The following is a 16,459-nucleotide window of genomic DNA, read 5'->3' as shown; positions in this document are numbered from 1 at the left end:
ACGTAATTTCACTACAGTTTGTGATGTGACGCTGATTTTGTTGTGCTTTTTTTAGCGATTGCGCCAGTGGTATACAAGAGAAGGGGGGGCCGGTGCTGATACGCGATATTGACTGGGTTTGCTTTGATACGCCGCAATCCGTGGCTTATTTGTGTTGTTGGCCCACGCAAGAGTGCTTCTTCTTCGTCATTTTGTAGTAAAATTTCACGAAATACTCATTTTTAAGGAAATCCATATGGCGCTGCATCCAGTAGTCGAATCCGTAACAGCGCGCATCATCGCGCGCAGCCGGCCATCGCGCGGCGCCTATCTGGCGCATCTGGATGCCGCCCGCATCCAGGGCGTGCAGCGCGGCGCTCTGTCGTGCACCAACCTGGCGCACGGCTTTGCCGCCTTTCCCGCCAACGACAAGCTGTCGCTGAAGGAATACAAGAAGCCGTCCGTGGCGATCGTTTCCTCGTACAACGACATGCTGTCGGCGCACCAGCCGTTTGAAGGCTTCCCGCAGATTATCAAGCAAGCCGTGCGCGAAGTGGGCGCCGTAGCCCAGTTTGCCGGCGGCGTGCCTGCCATGTGTGATGGCGTGACGCAAGGCCAGCCGGGCATGGAACTGTCGCTGTTCTCGCGCGACACCATCGCCATGTCGACGGCCGTGGCGCTGTCGCACAATATGTTCGACTCGGCCCTGTACCTGGGCGTGTGCGACAAGATCGTGCCGGGCCTGTTGATCGGCGCGCTGCACTTCGGCCACTTGCCGGCCGTGTTCGTGCCGGCCGGTCCGATGACGTCGGGCCTGTCGAACCAGGAAAAAGCCAAGGTGCGCCAGCTGTATGCGCAAGGCAAGGCCACGCGCGAAGACTTGCTCGAAGGCGAGTCGAAAGCCTACCACGGCGCCGGCACCTGTACCTTTTACGGTACGGCGAACAGCAACCAGATGCTGATGGAAGTGATGGGCCTGCACTTGCCGGGCGCCGCCTTCATCACGCCGAACACGCCGCTGCGCGATGCGCTGACCGCCGCTGCCGCCCAGCGTGCCGCCGTCATCACGGCGCAAAGCGCCAATTACTTGCCGGTCGGCCATATTGTCGACGAGAAATGTATCGTCAACGCCGTCGTGGGCTTGCTGGCCACGGGCGGTTCGACCAACCATACCTTGCACCTGGTGGCCATCGCCAAGGCGGCCGGCATCGTCATCGACTGGAACGATTTCAACGAGCTGTCGGCCATCGTGCCGATGCTCACGCGCATCTACCCGAACGGCGACGCCGACGTGAACCATTTCCACGCGGCCGGCGGCACGGGTTACCTGATCCGCGAACTGCTGGACGCGGGCTTGCTGCACGAAGACGTCAACACCATCCTGGGCCATGGCTTGCGCGCGCACTGCATGGAGCCGTTCCTGGGCGAAGACGGCAAGGTCTTCTGGAAAGACGCGCCGGCTGCCAGCGCCGACGAAAGCGTGCTGCGCCCGGCTTCGAACCCGTTCGCGCCGGACGGCGGCATGGTATTGGTCGCGGGTAACCTGGGCCGCGCCGTGATGAAAGTGTCGGCAGTCAAGCCGCAGCACCGCACGGTGGAAGCGCCTGCGCTGGTGTTCAATTCGCAGGAAGATTTCATGGCCGCCTACAAGGCGGGATCGCTGGACCGCGACTTCGTCGCCGTGCTGCGCTTCCAGGGCCCGCGCGCCAACGGCATGCCGGAACTGCATGCGCTGACGCCGGCGCTGGCCAACCTGCAGGATGCGGGCCGCCACGTGGCGCTGGTCACCGATGGCCGCATGTCGGGCGCGTCGGGCAAGGTGCCGGCCGCCATCCACGTCTCGCCTGAAATCCTCGCCGGCGGCCCGCTGGGCCTCGTGCGCGACGGCGACATCATCCGCCTCGACGCGTTTACCGGCGTATTGGAAGCGCTGGTGCCGGCCGACGTCTGGCATGCCCGTTCGCTGGTCACTGCCGACCTGTCGCCGAACCACATCGGCATGGGCCGCGAGCTGTTTTCCATGTTCCGTTCCACCGTCAGCGCGGCGGAAGAGGGTGCCACCACCTTCGGCCTGCCGTCGCCGATTCCCACCACCGTCGCCTTGCACGACGCCGACAATGTCGGTGATACCGTACCGGGTTCCGATGAAGACTTTTTGGCTAGGAAATAAGAGATGACCATGACACTACTGGAAATTATGCGCACCTCGAGCGTGATCCCCGTGATTGCGATCGACGATCCTGAACACGCCGTACCGCTGGCGCGCGCGCTGGTGGCGGGCGGCATCCGCGTGCTGGAAGTGACCCTGCGCACCAAGCACGGCCTGGAAGCGATCCGCGCCATGTCGGCCGTGCCGGGCGCCATCGTCGGCGTCGGTACCCTGACCCGTCCCGAGGAATTCGCGCAGGCGCGCGACGCGGGTGCCGTCTTCGGCGTCTCGCCAGGCCTGACGTCCGCGCTGGTGGCGGCGGCGAAAAGCAGCGGCTTGCCCTTGCTGCCAGGCGTGATGACGCCCGGCGAAGTGATGGCGGCGCGCGAAAACGGCTTCCAGCAGCTGAAACTGTTCCCGGCCGTGCCGGCGGGCGGCATCGGCATGCTCAACGCCATCTACGGCCCGCTGCCGGACATCACGTTCTGCCCGACGGGCGGCATCTCGCAAGAGACGGCATCGCAGTTCCTGGCGTGCAAGAACGTTGCCTGCGTGGGTGGTTCGTGGCTGACGCCGAAAGACGCGATCGCGGCCGGTAACTGGGACCGCATCACGGAAATCGCCAAGGCAGCCAGCGGCCTGCGCTCGGTTTAGTCGTACCTGACATAAGCTACTGCGCGTCGCCCTTTGCGGCCTGCGATGCTCACCGTGCTCCAGCACGGTTGCGCTTCTTGGCCACAAATCGCTGCCGCTCGCTACGCTTCTGTCACGAACTTGACGCTTTGATAATGCGGCAGGCTTGCATGCCTGTCGCGCTTTCTTCTCCTCTTGTTATGCGCGTCTTGCGCCGTCCCCTCACCATCGGTGAAACCGCCATGGCCCGCAGCGTCTTCCAGGGCGCCATCGACTACGCACGCGTGCGCGTCGTGCGCGGCTCCTTTTTACCGTTCGGCTTGCAGGACCAGAACACGGCGATGACGCCGCGCGGCAGCCTGCACTTCATGCCGGCCCAGTACCGCGACGATTTTTCCCGCGAAGGCAATGGCGGCAAGCTGTTCTTCATCCACGAGATGGTGCATGTGTGGCAATACCAGCTCGGCTACAGCGTGCTGCTGCATGGCGTGTTGCTGGCGCTGTGCGGCGGCTACATCCGGCAGCGCGCCTACCGCTACGACGCGCAGGCGGGCGGCGTCCTGTCCGACTTCAACATGGAACAGCAGGGCGACCTCATCGCCCACTACTTCGGCGCGCGCCAGCTGGGCATCTCCGCCTACGTGGCGAAGCTGCCGCAACTGCAGGAGATCCTGCAGGGCTTCCTGCTCGATCCCGCCGACCGCCGCCTGCTGCCGCGCTGATGCCGCCGTCACGGTACCGTGTTCGATGCCAGGCGCGCATCCGGTGCGCGCAGGCTGGCCGCCGCATCCTTGCCCAGCAATAAACGCAGGTCGGCGCCCGTGCCGATGCCGCTGTCATCAGACGCTTGCAGCTGCGGCATGCCGCCCAAGGCGAGGGCGAGGGTGGCGGCCGCCTGGGCATGGCCGGGCCGGTAGACGATGCTGCTGGCCTGGACGCCGTATGGCCGCTGGTTGCCTAGCCGCAGCACGCTGATGCCCATGCCGCCCAGCATGCCGCGCATGCGCGCCGCCATCCCCGTTTCGCCATTGCCGTTGATGACTTCCAGCCGTGGCAGCGGCGCCGCCGGCGCCACCGTTTTTGCCGGAGCGGGCAAGGCGGCGCGCGCCGCCACGGGAGCATCGCGCCAGCTCAGCGCGAAGATATTCGGCTGCAATTGCGTCAGTTGCAGGCGGCTGGCAGGCGCCGCTGGCGCCAAGTCGGGCGCGAGGGACTGCGTGGCGGAATCGCCCGCATCGGCCACATCGACCGTGCCGATGCTGCGCGCCAGCGCCGCGATGGCCAGCTCCAGGTTGGCGCGCGCCGGCTGCTGGCCGTTGTCGAGCTGCAGCGACTGGCGCAGCACGCTTGCCGCCTGCGCGTAATCGCCCTGCAGGTACAGCACGTAGCCGAGGTTGTTGTAGGTCCTTGCCGTCGGCGCCTCCTGCGCTAGCGCCTGCAGCATGGTACGGGCCGTTTCCAGCTGGCCCAGCTGCGCGTGCAGCACGGCGGCGCCATTGCGCGCATCGGCCGAGTCGGGATCAAGCAGCAGGGCTTCGTGGTACGCCGCCAGCGCCGCGCGCTGATCGCCCAGTTCCTGCAGGCGCTTGCCCAGCTTGCAGAACGCGGTGGTGCGGGTGGCGGCGCTGTCATCGATGCGCGCCTGGGGCGGCGCAGCGTGACTGCCCTGGCTGGCCGGGCCGGGCAGGTGGCCGCAGGCGGGCAGCAGGCCGGCGCAGGCGAGCATGAGCATCAGGGTGGTGTGCTGTGACATGGCGGTTCTCCGGTCAGTTGCCGCTGCCCATGCTGGGCAGGAGCACGCGGTAAATTTGCAGGAAGGCTGGTCCCATCAGGACGACCAGCAGCGACGGGAAGATGAAAAAGATCAGCGGGAACAGCAGCTTGAGGGCGATCTTCGCCGCTTCTTCCTCGGCCATCTGGCGGCGCTTGGTGCGCAGCTGGTCCGACTGCACGCGCAGCGAGGCGGCGATGCTGGTGCCGAAGCGCTCTGCCTGGATCAGCATGGCCACCAGCGCGTCGACATCCTCGACGCCCGTGCGCAGGGCCAGGTTGCGCAGCGCCCGCTCCTTGGTGTTGCCGGCGCGTAGTTCCAGCATCACCAGGTGGAGTTCCTCGGCCAGCACGGTGCTTTTCAGCGCGATTTCGGACGCTACCCTGGCCAGCGCCGCATCCATGGCCAGGCCCGCTTCCACGCACACCGTCATCAAGTCCAGCGCATCGGGAAAGCTTTCAAAGATATCGCGCTGGCGCCGCTTGATCATTTGCGCCAGGACAATATTAGGCAGGTAGTAGCCGATGGCGGCGACGATCAGCAGCCAGAACAGCAATGCCTTGCCCGCCATCTGGCTGCCAGAGGCGCTCAGTCCCAGGAACAGCAGCAGGGGCAGGCCGATGGCCAGCATGGTCTTGGCGGAAAAGAACAGGATGGGCGCCGACGCCTGGCGCAAGCCGGCATTCATGAAGCGCCGGCGCATCACGGAGCCTTCCCAGCCCTGGTCGGGAAGCGACAGTTTGGCCAGGGGGCCGCTCAGGCGCACCATGCGCGCCAGCCAGGGGCTGGGCGCCGATGAGGCGCCAGGCGCCGCCGCGCTCTTGCCGGTGGCGTTGTCCATGCGCTGGCGCAAGGGATCGGGTGCAAAGCTGCGCATGGCCACCAGCACGGTGCCGAAGACGGCAATGAAAAGCAGGGCGAGGAAGGCGAAATGGACGGGGTTCATGAGGATTCTCCTTGCGGGCTCAGACACGGATGCGGATGATACTGCGCATGACCAGGACGCCGCACACCATCAGCAGCAGGGCGCCGACGAGCATCTTGCGTCCGCCCGGGTCGACGAACAGCATTTCCAGGAACTGCGGATTGGTCAGGTGGATCATGGCCGCCGCGCCGAACGGCAGCAGCGACAGGATCCAGGCCGACAGCCGGCCTTCGGCCGACAGCACGCGCACCTGTCCCAGCAGCTTGATGCGCTCGCGGATGATGCGGCTGATGCTGTCGAGCAGTTCGGCCAGGTTGCCGCCCGTTTCGCGTTGGATCAGCACGGCGATGACGAAGTAGCGCAAGTCCGTGCTGGGCACGCGCGTGGCCAGGTTCATCAGGGCATCCTGCATGGCGATGCCGAAATTGACTTCGTCGAAGGTGGCGCGAAATTCCACGGCCAGCGGCGCGTTCATTTCATCGCCGACCATTTTCAGGGCGGTGGGAAAGGCGTGGCCGGCGCGCAGGGCGCGCGCCATCAGGTCCAGCGCATCGGGCAATTGCTGCTCGATGCGCTGCAGGCGCTTGGCCTTGGCGCGCAAGACCACCAGCAGCGGCAGCAGGGCCGCGCCGGCCACCAGGGGCAGGCGCAGCAGCCACGGCACGGCGAAGTAGCTGAGCAGCAAAAACGCCGCGCTGGCCGAGGCCAGCATCACGCCGGCGAAGCTGGCCACGCTCCAGCTCAGGCCCGACTGTTCCAGCAGGCGGTCGAGCGCATGCACGCGGGGCACGCTGAGCAGCACGCGCTGCAGGGCCGGGGTGTCGCTCAGCAGGCGCTTCTTGATCATCGAACTGCCCGCGTCGCCATGCGCGCCGGCCGACATGATGCGCAGGCGGCGCGCGACCCGTTCCGCTTCCGGTCCGCGCGACGTGTTCCACGCCAGGTACAGGCCCTCGATCAGCAGCACCACGGCGATGAAGGTGAGGATGGCGAATACGTAATAGAGATAGTCCATGATGCTCCCCTTAATGGTACTGGCGGGCGGGATCGAACAGGGTTTCCGGCAGGCTGATGCCGAAGGCGCGCAGGCGTTCCAGGAAATGCGGCCGCACGCCGCTGGCATGGAAATGCCCCTGCACCGTGCCGTCCTCGCCGATGCCCGTCTGGCGGAAGGTGAAGATTTCCTGCATGGTGATCATCTCGCCTTCCATGCCCGTGATCTCCTGGATCGAAATGATCTTGCGCTTGCCGTCCGTCAGGCGCGCCACCTGCACCACCACGCTGATGGCGGAACTGATCTGCTGGCGCATGGCTTTCACGGGCAGGCCCGCCGAGGCCATGCTGATCATGTTTTCCAGCCGCGTCAGCGCGTCGCGCGGGGTGTTCGCGTGGATGGTGGCCATCGAGCCTTCGTGGCCCGTGTTCATGGCGCCCAGCATGTCGAGCGCCTCGGCGCCGCGCACCTCGCCCAGGATGATGCGGTCGGGACGCATGCGCAGCGCGTTGCGCACCAGCGCCCGCTGCGTCACTTCGCCCTTGCCCTCGATGTTCGCGGGCCGCGTTTCCAGGCGCACCACGTGCGGTTGCTGCATCTGCAGTTCGGCCGCGTCCTCGATGGTGACGATGCGTTCGGCCGTGCTGATGAAGCCGGAAATCGCATTGAGCATGGTGGTCTTGCCGCTGCCCGTGCCGCCCGAGATCAGGATGTTGACCTTGGCCTTGCCCAGCGCCTGCAGGGTGGTGCTCATTTCCTCCGTCAGGCTGTGCTTGAGCATCAGGTCGGCCAAGCGCAGGGGCTGGGCCGAGAAGCGGCGGATCGACATCACGGGGCCGTCGATGGCCAGCGGCGGGATGATGGCGTTGACGCGCGAACCGTCGGGCAGGCGCGCATCGACCATGGGGCTCGATTCATCGATGCGGCGGCCCACGCGCGAGACGATCTTGTCGATGATTTTCATCAGGTGGGCGTCGTCGGTGAAGCAGACGTCGCTCAGCTCCAGGCGGCCATGGCGTTCGACATACACCTGGCGGTAGGTGTTGACGAGGATATCGGACACGCCGGGATCGGCCAGCAGCGGTTCGAGCGGGCCGAAGCCGAGCACCTCGTCCTGGATGTCGCGGATCAGCGAGCGCCGTTCCAGCTCGTTGATCACCACATTGTCTTCCGTGAGCACGTCGCTGACGAGGATTTTCAGTTCTTCGCGGATCTGTTCGCGCGACAGGCGCTGCATGCCCTCCAGGTCGACGCGGTCAAGCAGCGCCTGGTGGGTGCGGTGCTTGAGTTGCTGGTAGCTCTGGCTCGATGCGCCTTGGTGCGCGGCATCGTCATTCAGGCTGGCGTCATCCTGGGCATAGCCCAGTCGGTCCCGCAGGGTGAGTTTTTCGGCAGTCATGGTCGGTCTCCGGTAAATAGGGGGTATCAGGCGCGCTGTAGGGAATCAAGCGCGCGCCAGCAGCCGCGAAACCCAGCCTTGCGCGGCGGGCGGGGTCTCGCCGGCCAGGCTGGCGGCCAGTTCCTGCAGGGCGCGCGAGACGGGATTGTGCGATGCCAGCTTGAGGATGGGCACGCCCTGGCTGACGGAGGCCGCTACCGCCTCGTAGTGGTTGGGGATGGATTTGTAGACATGCTTGCCATACGCCGCTTCCAGGTCGGCCACGCGGATGTTGTCGCTGCTGGCATAGCGGTTCAGGATCAGGCGGATCTTGTCTTCGCGGTAGCCCAGGCCGCGGAACACGTCGAGCAGGCGCTTGCCGTCGCGCACATAGGGCAGCGTTGCCTGCAGCACGGGGAAGATCAGGTCGGCCCGGTCCAGCGCGCGCACGCTGACGGGGTCGAGGCCGCGTCCCACGTCGAGCAGGATGTAGTCGTACTGGCTGCGCGCCAGGGTCAGCAGACGGTCGATATGGTCGGCTTCGACATCGGCCGCATGGGCGGGATCGTCGGCGGCTGCCAGCACGCTGTAGGCGGGCGTGATCTGGATCATGCTGGCGCTGAGCAGCGAAGCGTCGAGGCGCACGATCTGCTGCGACAGCTGCGACAGGGTGGTGGCCGGCTTGTGGTCCGAGACGAACAGGGCGGCGTCGCCGAACTGCAGGTTCAGGTCGAACAGCGCCACCTTGCGCTGTTCGCCGGCGGCCAGCGCGTAGCCGAGGTTGGCGGCGATAAAGGTGGCGCCGCTGCCGCCCTTGCACGAGACGAAGGCCAGTACCTGGCCCTTGCGCGTGACCTGTTTTTGCAGTTTTTCCTCGATGCGGCGCAAGGCGGCGCACAGGGCTGCGTCGTCGTCCGGTTGCAGCACTTCGCGCACGCCGGCGCGCATCGAGCGCAGCAGGAATTGCGGATTTTGCTGCGTACATTGCACGATGATGGCCAGGTTCGGATGGCGCCCGCCCAGCAGTTCCAGCTGTTCCAGCTCCGCCTCGCCCGTCTGCTCCTGCTCCAGCAGCAGCAAGTCCGGCGTGACGCCGTTGTCGAAGACATCCGGTATGCTCGCCAGCAGCGCGACGCGGTCGGCCGCGCTGCGTTCGCGCAGCAGGCGGGTGAGCCGCTTGAGCTGGGCTTCATTTTTTGAGACGATGACGATATTCACGTGGTACTCCTGGTAAAGGCGTTCAGTTGATCTGGAAGCCCAGGCTTTCGGCGTGCATGACCACCACCGAGGCGGGCACGGCGATATTGAGAAAACCGAACAGGCTGACCATCGGCGTATAGCTGACGTTGTCGATCGATACGCGCACGCTGTCGATGCAGCTGGCCGTGCGCGTGTTGTCGCCGCAGGCCGACAGGTTGTCGCCGGGATCGGTGGGCGGCGAGGTCACTTCGGCGCCGCTCTTGTTCAGGTAGCTGATGGTGATGTTGGCGGCTGTCAGTTCCGGGGCGGCCGGCAGGGCCGTGCCGCCGAACAGGGCCAGCGTCTTGACGGCGTCGGTCTGGTCGATCCAGCGCACCACCGCTTCGCGCGCGGCGCGGCGGCTCACTTCCTGCACCGTGTTGTACAGGTACAGCATGCGGCCAAATTCGAGGATGCCGAACAGCAGGGTGAAAAACAGCAGCGCCACCAGGGCGAATTCGACGGCGGCGGCGCCGTGCTGGCGGCCGGCCCGGGGTGCAAGCGGAAAGCGGTGGCGCATGGCGTTCTCCTTACAGCATGTAGCGCATGGTGGTGCGCGGCGACAGCGGCGTGGCATAGCTGCTGGCCGCGCCGATGACGAAGGGCAGGTACTGGCCCACCGACAGCGTGTAGTTGACGACTTCGACGCGGATGCCGCCCGGCGCCGTGCCATCGGTGCAGCTGCTGTCGTTGAAGCTCGCGTCCAGGCAGGTAACCGTCACGTTGGCCGTGGTGAAGCCGCTGATGCCGGCGCTGACGGCCGCATCGACCACCGTCTGCCTGGCCGCCGGCACGCCCTGCGAGGAGATGCTCGCCTTGGCCTTGACGGACATGTTGCGCGCCGCGTCGCGCGTGGCCTTGGTCAGCGCGTCGTAGTACCAGAAGGCGCGGCCGAAGCCGAAGATACCGGCCAGCAGGGTGACCAGCAGGGCCAGCACGATGCCGAATTCGACGGCGGCGCCGCCGCGCTGCCTGAGGGGGGAAAGGGGGATGCGCATGGCCGCCTCACTTGTAGAGTTTGATTTCGGAATTCGGCACGGGCTCGATCAGGCCCGCGAACTCGACGTCGAGGCGCGCACCGCCGCTGAAATCGGCCTTCATCGTCATGAAGAATTTGCCGATGCCCACGGCATCCATGGAGCCGCACGAAGCCGGTCCCACGGGCGCCGTGCGGCAGTCGACCAGCACCACGTTGAGGATGCGCCGGTTGTTGCGGCCCGGATGGGCTGCCGAGGGCGCCTGGAACGTGGGGCCGCTGGTCTGGTTGTACGGCGAAGGCGGCGTACTGGCAGGAAAGCTTGCACCGGGACTGACGGGGTAGCTGGCCGTGTCGAAGTAGTTCGCCTTGGCCGTGCTGTACATGGGATTGGCATTGGCGTCCGCGACGCTGTAGGCCGTGCCGGCCTTGGCCGGGGTGGCGCCGTTGCTTTGGTAGGCGGGGCCGTAGGACCACAGCACGCCGTAGCCGGCGAACTGCGCCTGGGCCGCCGTCACGGGTGTCGTGAAGGTCGGCGGCAGGCGGTAGTTCGGCTTGTTGCCGGACAGGCTGACCGATTGCTGGCTGGGCAAGGTGCTGGCGCCCGGTTCCATCCAGCCGGTGGGCGGCGAGTTGGCGGCGCTGGCGACGCAGGGCGATCCGCCGCCCTTGCATGGATATTCCTTGATGTTGGTATCGGGTGGCGCCGTGGCGGGGTCGCACACGGAAGGCGAGGAATAATCGTCGAAGCGCGAATTGAGGGCGGCTGCGATCTTGCCGGCGCTCAAGCCCGTGTTCGTGTAGACCTTGCCCGAGCCGCTGCTGACGACGGCGCTGCTGCCCGTGCACATGAACGGCGCGGTGGAATTGGCGCTGGAATGCGACGCGTCGCAGGCGCCAGGGGGGGCGTCGACGGGGTTGATCAGGTAGGGATCGGACGAGCCGCCCAGCGGATTGAGGCCGAACAGGTTGTAGGTGACGCCGCGGCGAAAGCCGAATTCCAGCAGTTCCGTCAGGCCCGTGCCGGCCGGCGCGGCCGGATACGTGTATTGCGCCGTCTTGTTGGCCGGATCGACGGCGCACACGCCGATCGGCGTGACGTCGTTGACGAAGCGGCCCGCCACGGCCACGCCCGAGGTGCTGGTGCTGGCGATGCCGGCGATGCCCATCAGGTAGGTGGCGAAGGTCTTGCTGCCCGTGTCGACGCGGATGAAGGTCTGGCCCTGGGGGCTGGTGCGGGCGCTGGCGCCGGACGACCATGGCCCGTCCGGGCTGGGGCCGAAGCTGATGTTGGCGGCCGTGATGGTCAGGGTGGTGGAAAAATCGTAGCGGTTCTTTTGCGCGATGGCGATGGCCTTCGTCTGCGCGTTGTCGATGCCGGTGGCGCTTTGATTGAGCTCCACGGCGCCTGCCAGCGCCGAGCTGTCGGCGCCGTTCTGCAGCTCCGTCTTGGCGATGTACAGGTGGCCCAGGTCCAGCACCAGGCCGCCCATGGCAAACAGTACCACCAGGGTCAGCCCCAGCACGATGGCGATCGCGCCTTGCTGCTTATCGTACCTGCGGAATGCGGTGTTCATGGCTGTCTCCTGGTGGCCTGGGGGAAGTGCATCGCGGGACTGGCGCCTACTGGCGTCCGCCCACGCCGATGGTGAACACATTCGGTTGCGGGTCCGGCGCCGCAAACGATTTCTGGTAGCGCTGGTAGGCGCTGGCGCCGGCCTTGCCGTCGATGCCGCTGACGGGGTTGGTATTGCGGTAGGCGTCCGGATACATGATCTGCTGGGCCTTGAGCAGGGCCACCGATTCGCCGAAGTGCGAATCGAGCACGGGCGTGGTGGTGGCGGTGCAGCCGGCCAGCAGCGACAGCAACGACAGCAGGGCGGCGCAAGGCAGGCAATGAGCGGTTTTCATGGTGTTCTCCTATTTGAGGTCGAAGCCGGCGGCAGGCTGGGGCGCGGCCGCTTGCGGCTGCATGGGCGCTGCTGGCGCTGCGGGGGCGGGCGCAGGGGCGCTGCCTTCCATTTTTCCCTGCATGAACATGTCGCCGCGCGTCGGCTGGATGTAGCCGTCGGTGGGCAGCTTGTAGTCGGCCGGCAGCGGCTTGACCAGGTGCGGCGTGATGATGAAGACCAGTTCCGAACGGTCCGTCTGGAAGTCCGTGCTGCGGAACAGGGCACCCAGCACGGGCACTTCGCCCAGGCCCGGCAAGGCTTTGATATTGCTGGTCACGTTGTTCTTGATCAAGCCGCCGATGGCGAAGCTCTGGCCGTCGAACAGCTGCACCGTGGTGGTGGCGCGCCGCGTCGTAAACGAAGGCAGGACGGCGGTGGCCGAGATGCCGGTGGCGGTGATGCCGATGCCGTCCTTGTTCAGGTCCGACACTTCCGGCGCCACCTTCAGGTTGATGCGTCCCCCTTCGAGCACGGTGGGCGTGAATTTCACGGCCACGCCGAATTCCTTCTCTTCCAGCGTGATGGTGGGCACGCCGCCATTGTTGGTCTGGCTGACGGGGATGAAGATTTTGCCGCCGGCCAGGAAGCTCGCCTCCTGCCCGCTGATGGCCATGATGTTCGGTTCGGCCAGCACCTTGATCAGGCCATCGCGTTTTTGCGCGTCGAGGTTGAAGAAGTTGTTCTTGCTGGCGCCGCTCAAGCCGCTGGGATTGTTGCTGAGCAGGCTGGACAGCAGCGAATACGACCAGCTGCCGATGGTCTTGTTGATGCCCAGGCTGGCGCCTAGCTGGTCGACCAGCACCTTCGACACCTCGGCCACCTTCACTTCCAGCATTACCTGCTGCGGCGCGGCGATCGACAGCAGGTTGATCACGCGCGGCATGCCCGCATCGGGCGCAGGGGCTGGAGCGGCGGCGCCTGCGGCCGGCGCTGCGCCGGAGGTGGCGCCGCCGCTGCGGGTGCTGCGCTGCACATAGGCGTTGGCCAGCGACAGGGCCTGGTCGGCCTTGACGACATCGCTGACCATGCCCGACAGGATCAGCGTGTCGCCTGCCACCGTGACGTGGATCTTTTCGTTCGGCAGCAGCTCGGCCATGCGTGCCTGCAGGCTGCTGCTGTCGATGCCGACGGCCAGGTCGATGATGGTGGCGTCATTGCTCTTGTTCCACAGGATCAGGTTGGTGGTGCCGACGGAGCGTCCCAGCAGGTACACCTCGGTGGGGTTGAGCAGGATCACGTCGGCGATGCGCGGATCGCCGACGGACATGCGGCTGGCGGCGAACGGCAGGCGCACCAGGGTCGATTTGCCTTCGGCCAGACTCATTTGCGGCGCCATCTCGGTGCGGCCGGCGCGCGATTCGCTTTGCGGCGGCGTGGACTTGGGACGGACGGCGGCCCGGCTGCTCCTGGCGGCGCCCGTTTCAGCAGCGGCGGCGGTAGCGGTCGTGGCGGCGACTGGCTCGGCGTGCGCCCGGGGCGCCAGGGCGCCGATGGCGGCGATGGCAAGCGCCAGGCGCAGGCCCCGGATGCCGCTTGCTGTGCGATATGTACTCATGGCTAGGCTCCTCTGGTGCAGGTTAGAATTGTTGGGAGCTGCGTTCCAGCCCCTTGATGACATCGACGCGTGGACCGGCCTGTGGCGCAGCTGCTGCGGCAGGACGGCGGCGGGGGAGCGGCTTGGCTTGCACCATGGCGGCGGGGGCTGCCATGGCGACTTTTTCATCGAGCAAACTGGACTTGGTGGCGCCTTCCGTGTTGACGGGCTTGTCCTCGACCTGGTTGCGCAGCACCAGCGATAGGGTGCCTACGCTGCGCGCCAGGTCGAGTTTTTCCGCCTGCTCCGGCGTCAGCTCCAGGGTCACGGCGTTGACCACCTTGGGCTTGGTGTCGTCGCGGCTCGATTCCTGGGCGATGGCCAGCACGAGGATGCGTTCGAGCACGATCTTGGAAATGTTCGGATCGCGGTCCGGTGTCTTGCGCGCCCCTTCGCCCTGGGTGTTGACGAGGATGTCGACGAAGTTGCCGGGCAGGGCGAAGCCGGCCACGCCCACCACATCGTTGACGCGCACGGTCATGGCGCGCTTGCCCTCGGCGACGACGGCCGACAGGCCGCCTTGCGTGCCGGGAGGCGCCAGCTTGCCTTCCATGATCGGTTCGCCGTGCTGGATGCTGGTGCGCGTGACGCGCGTTTCCAGCAGTTTCGGATCGTTGACGGCGCCCGGCGGCAGCGCGTTCGATGGCCAGTCCACCATGCGGACCATGTCGGGCGTGAGGCGCGCGCCCAGGCTGATGTCGACCTGGGCCACGGCCACCTTGTTGATGTTGCCCGAGGCTTGGGCATTGATCCAGCGCGCGGCCACGATGACCGCGGCGAACGCCAGGATGACCGCAATGGCCATCATCGTCAGAGCGCGTGCGTTTCTCATTTTGCTTCCCCTTTGTGCTGGACCGCTGCCGGTCCGTTATGTGTGCTTGCAAGGTCGTCATCGCTGCCGAAATAGTTTTTCCATGCCCACAGCAGCACTTCCGGATTCAGCTGCGCTGCGTGGTCTTCATAGCGCGCCTGGTCGCACACCTGCGCCAGGATGTCGCGCGGATAGCAGGCCAGCAAGGGCCGCTGGTATTGGCTGTGCAGGTGCAGCAGGTAGGTGTAGGAGGCTTCGTCGAAATTGATGCCCAGCTGGGCGCAGGTGCTGCGGAACACGGCCAGGTAGTGGTAGGCGCTCAGGGGGCCCACGTGGATCTTGTAGCCGATGCGGCGCAGGAAGGAGTCGTCGGCCAGGTGCTGCGGCGCCAGGTTCGACGAGAACACGACGATGACGTCGAAGGGTACTGGGAATTTGTAGCCCGTGTGCAGCGACAGGTAATCGATATGCCGCGCCATCGGCACGATCCAGCGGTTCATCAGCTCCACGGGCGAGCAGCGCTGGCGGCCCAGGTCGTCGATGATGAAGATGCCGTTATTGGCCTTCAGGTGCGGCGGCGCCTGGTACAGGCGGTTACCCTGGTCGAATTGCAGGTCCAGCATGTCGAGCGTCAGCTCGCCGCCCGTCAGCACGGCGGGACGCTCGGCGCGCACCCAGCGCGGGTCGGGCGGCACGGAGCCGCCGTGCGACAGGGTGTGCAGCATGGGGTCGAGGAAGGGCAGCACTTCGCCGTCGACCATCACGGCATGGGGCAGGGCGATGGCGCCGCTGAGCAGGCCGTTCAGGCGCTCGGCCAGGTAGCTCTTGCCGCTGCCGGCGGGGCCGTGGAAGAACAGGGCGCGCCCGGAATTCATGGCCGCGCCCAGCTGGTCGAGCACGGCCGAACTGGCCACCACGTCGCGAAATTCGCGCTGCACGTCGTCGCGGGTGACCTGCATGTCCGCCACGCTTTGCGCCAGCACCTGGTTGCTGTAGTCGGCCAGGGTGACGGGGGCGGGACCGCTGTAGGCATTGCGGCGCATGTATTCGGCGGCGCGCAGGCGGCCCTGGTCGCCCAGCAGGTAATACAGGTCGGCGTCGGTGCCGCTGCCGCCGTTGCGGCGTGCCTCGCACAGCTTTTCGGCGCGCATGAAGGTCAGCAGCGGTTCGAGTACGCCGGCGCCCAGTTTCACGTGCGTCGACAGGGCTGGCAGGCCGATCTGGCCGCGCAGGAAGAGTATCTTGACCAGCAGTTCGACCAGGAACAGGAAGGGCAATCCCGTTTCCTCGACCGTGCGTGGCGCGCGCTTGGCCGCCGGCTCGATGCCGCCGCCGTCGCTGCGTTCTGGATAGGTGTCAGGCATGATAGGTACTCCTCTTGCTTGGGTGGCCGGTTGTCAGAAGATGAAGGGCAGCAGGCGGTACTTCACCTGCCGCATGTAGACGCGGTAGCGCACGTCGGTGGACAGGAAGCGCTCTTCGCGCAGCAAACGCGCCACCAGCATCAGCATGGCCAGCACGTACACGACGCCGTTCATGGGCGAGGTATTGGCCAGCAGGTAGCCGCTCAGGGAAATCAGGTAGCTGGCATACAGCGGATGGCGCACCACGCGGTAGGCGCCGCCCGTCTTGATCTCCCGCTGCGCCGCCACCAGGCCGAAGCTGCGGTTCAGCGACAGCAGGCCGGCGATCTGCAGCAGGCTGCCGAGGGCCAGCAGGTAGCGCGCGCCGGGCCAGATGGCCATGTCGGCGGGCGAGAGCAGGAAGGGGGCGAAGGTGGCGCCGATGGCCAGCAGCCAGTCGCCCGCATCGGTGGAGACGCTGACGGGGGCCGAGCGCACGATGAAGAACAGGGCGGCGAGGGTTTCGGCGGCGCAGAACAGCAAATAGCTCCAGTCGCCGCCGTGCAGGTAGCCCACCACGTGGGCACTGGCGAAGAAGGTCCACAGGCAAGCCATGGCGATGCTGGTGAACAGGCTGGCGTGGCGCGAGTGGCAGAGGGTGGCGAGGGTGTGCATGGTCGGGTCCTGTGGTGGCTGGTCGTCGGAGCGGCGCGTT

16 protein-coding genes are annotated in these 16,459 nt (G+C 66.3%); 3 read left to right on the top strand and 13 right to left on the bottom strand.

Features of this window, described 5'->3' with window-relative positions; genetic code table 11:
• The first annotated feature begins 235 nt into the window (after positions 1-235).
• The 3 genes from edd (at position 236) to O0879_RS12900 (ending at position 3,483) form a co-directional block, all read left to right on the top strand.
• Entirely contained in the window at positions 236-2,149 is a 1,914-nt protein-coding gene (gene edd / locus O0879_RS12910) for a phosphogluconate dehydratase (protein ID WP_289916787.1), read from the top strand.
• 3 nt (positions 2,150-2,152) lie between these two features.
• On the top strand, positions 2,153-2,782 hold the full coding sequence (eda, locus tag O0879_RS12905; RefSeq protein WP_289903953.1) for a bifunctional 4-hydroxy-2-oxoglutarate aldolase/2-dehydro-3-deoxy-phosphogluconate aldolase: 630 nt from the start codon (positions 2,153-2,155) through the stop codon (positions 2,780-2,782).
• A 188-nt stretch (positions 2,783-2,970) separates the two neighbouring features.
• A complete protein-coding gene (locus O0879_RS12900; RefSeq protein ID WP_289916785.1) occupies positions 2,971-3,483 on the top strand; it encodes a Rhs element Vgr protein in 513 nt (170 codons plus the stop codon).
• Positions 3,484-3,491: 8 nt separating this feature from the next.
• On the opposite strand, the gene O0879_RS12895 is transcribed toward O0879_RS12900, so the two are convergent.
• Genes O0879_RS12895 through O0879_RS12835 form a run of 13 tightly spaced genes read right to left on the bottom strand, consistent with a single transcriptional unit; the run spans position 3,492 to position 16,419 of the window.
• Complete coding sequence (locus O0879_RS12895) at positions 3,492-4,514, bottom strand: LytR C-terminal domain-containing protein (protein ID WP_289916783.1); 1,023 nt, start codon at positions 4,512-4,514, stop codon at positions 3,492-3,494.
• A 13-nt stretch (positions 4,515-4,527) separates the two neighbouring features.
• Positions 4,528-5,478, bottom strand: a complete 951-nt coding sequence (locus tag O0879_RS12890; protein ID WP_099666901.1) for a type II secretion system F family protein — start codon at positions 5,476-5,478, stop codon at positions 4,528-4,530.
• A gap of 19 nt (positions 5,479-5,497) precedes the next feature.
• On the bottom strand, positions 5,498-6,472 hold the full coding sequence (locus O0879_RS12885; RefSeq protein ID WP_289916782.1) for a type II secretion system F family protein: 975 nt from the start codon (positions 6,470-6,472) through the stop codon (positions 5,498-5,500).
• Between the two features lie 10 nt (positions 6,473-6,482).
• Positions 6,483-7,850: a CpaF family protein gene (locus O0879_RS12880; RefSeq protein ID WP_099379045.1), complete on the bottom strand. Its 1,368-nt coding sequence runs from the start codon at positions 7,848-7,850 to the stop codon at positions 6,483-6,485.
• A 45-nt stretch (positions 7,851-7,895) separates the two neighbouring features.
• Positions 7,896-9,047 carry an AAA family ATPase gene (locus O0879_RS12875; protein ID WP_289911138.1) on the bottom strand — a complete coding sequence of 384 codons (1,152 nt, stop codon included), beginning with the start codon at positions 9,045-9,047 and terminating at the stop codon, positions 7,896-7,898.
• A gap of 22 nt (positions 9,048-9,069) precedes the next feature.
• The gene (locus O0879_RS12870; RefSeq protein WP_289916780.1) at positions 9,070-9,588 is read right to left on the bottom strand and encodes a TadE family protein; all 519 of its coding nucleotides are present in this window, start codon (positions 9,586-9,588) and stop codon (positions 9,070-9,072) included.
• Between the two features lie 10 nt (positions 9,589-9,598).
• Positions 9,599-10,066 carry a TadE family protein gene (locus O0879_RS12865; protein WP_099666905.1) on the bottom strand — a complete coding sequence of 156 codons (468 nt, stop codon included), beginning with the start codon at positions 10,064-10,066 and terminating at the stop codon, positions 9,599-9,601.
• Positions 10,067-10,073: 7 nt separating this feature from the next.
• A complete protein-coding gene (locus O0879_RS12860) occupies positions 10,074-11,621 on the bottom strand; it encodes a Tad domain-containing protein (RefSeq protein ID WP_289916779.1) in 1,548 nt (515 codons plus the stop codon).
• Positions 11,622-11,667: 46 nt separating this feature from the next.
• Positions 11,668-11,955, bottom strand: coding sequence for a pilus assembly protein (locus O0879_RS12855; RefSeq protein WP_289903962.1), 288 nt, complete (start codon positions 11,953-11,955; stop codon positions 11,668-11,670).
• A gap of 9 nt (positions 11,956-11,964) precedes the next feature.
• On the bottom strand, positions 11,965-13,551 hold the full coding sequence (locus tag O0879_RS12850; protein ID WP_099666908.1) for a type II and III secretion system protein family protein: 1,587 nt from the start codon (positions 13,549-13,551) through the stop codon (positions 11,965-11,967).
• Between the two features lie 22 nt (positions 13,552-13,573).
• On the bottom strand, positions 13,574-14,422 hold the full coding sequence (cpaB, locus tag O0879_RS12845) for a Flp pilus assembly protein CpaB (RefSeq protein WP_099666909.1): 849 nt from the start codon (positions 14,420-14,422) through the stop codon (positions 13,574-13,576).
• A complete protein-coding gene (locus O0879_RS12840; RefSeq protein ID WP_180278711.1) occupies positions 14,419-15,765 on the bottom strand; it encodes an ATP-binding protein in 1,347 nt (448 codons plus the stop codon). The genes cpaB and O0879_RS12840 overlap by 4 nt, the downstream gene beginning before the upstream one ends.
• Positions 15,766-15,798: 33 nt before the next feature.
• Positions 15,799-16,419 (bottom strand): methyltransferase, encoded by a 621-nt coding sequence (locus O0879_RS12835; protein ID WP_289916776.1) that lies wholly within the window; start codon positions 16,417-16,419, stop codon positions 15,799-15,801.
• Positions 16,420-16,459 lie beyond the last annotated feature (40 nt).

The organism is Janthinobacterium sp. SUN120 (assembly GCF_030397735.1).
GTDB lineage: Bacteria > Pseudomonadota > Gammaproteobacteria > Burkholderiales > Burkholderiaceae_D > Janthinobacterium > Janthinobacterium kumbetense.
The sequence above is the reverse complement of the archived record's forward strand: the minus strand, read 5'-3'. Positions and strand labels throughout refer to the sequence as shown.

What these genes read in the sequence shown, in the direction of transcription:
- edd (WP_289916787.1), top strand. Translation starts at nt 236, where the DNA reads ATGGCGCTGCATCCAGTAGTCGAATCCGTAACAGCGCGCATCATCGCG.
- eda (WP_289903953.1), top strand. Translation starts at nt 2,153, where the DNA reads ATGACCATGACACTACTGGAAATTATGCGCACCTCGAGCGTGATCCCC.
- O0879_RS12895 (WP_289916783.1), bottom strand. Translation starts at nt 4,514, where the DNA reads ATGTCACAGCACACCACCCTGATGCTCATGCTCGCCTGCGCCGGCCTG.
- O0879_RS12890 (WP_099666901.1), bottom strand. Translation starts at nt 5,478, where the DNA reads ATGAACCCCGTCCATTTCGCCTTCCTCGCCCTGCTTTTCATTGCCGTC.
- O0879_RS12885 (WP_289916782.1), bottom strand. Translation starts at nt 6,472, where the DNA reads ATGGACTATCTCTATTACGTATTCGCCATCCTCACCTTCATCGCCGTG.
- O0879_RS12880 (WP_099379045.1), bottom strand. Translation starts at nt 7,850, where the DNA reads ATGACTGCCGAAAAACTCACCCTGCGGGACCGACTGGGCTATGCCCAG.
- O0879_RS12870 (WP_289916780.1), bottom strand. Translation starts at nt 9,588, where the DNA reads ATGCGCCACCGCTTTCCGCTTGCACCCCGGGCCGGCCGCCAGCACGGC.
- O0879_RS12865 (WP_099666905.1), bottom strand. Translation starts at nt 10,066, where the DNA reads ATGCGCATCCCCCTTTCCCCCCTCAGGCAGCGCGGCGGCGCCGCCGTC.
- O0879_RS12860 (WP_289916779.1), bottom strand. Translation starts at nt 11,621, where the DNA reads ATGAACACCGCATTCCGCAGGTACGATAAGCAGCAAGGCGCGATCGCC.
- O0879_RS12855 (WP_289903962.1), bottom strand. Translation starts at nt 11,955, where the DNA reads ATGAAAACCGCTCATTGCCTGCCTTGCGCCGCCCTGCTGTCGTTGCTG.
- O0879_RS12850 (WP_099666908.1), bottom strand. Translation starts at nt 13,551, where the DNA reads ATGAGTACATATCGCACAGCAAGCGGCATCCGGGGCCTGCGCCTGGCG.
- cpaB (WP_099666909.1), bottom strand. Translation starts at nt 14,422, where the DNA reads ATGAGAAACGCACGCGCTCTGACGATGATGGCCATTGCGGTCATCCTG.
- O0879_RS12840 (WP_180278711.1), bottom strand. Translation starts at nt 15,765, where the DNA reads ATGCCTGACACCTATCCAGAACGCAGCGACGGCGGCGGCATCGAGCCG.
- O0879_RS12835 (WP_289916776.1), bottom strand. Translation starts at nt 16,419, where the DNA reads ATGCACACCCTCGCCACCCTCTGCCACTCGCGCCACGCCAGCCTGTTC.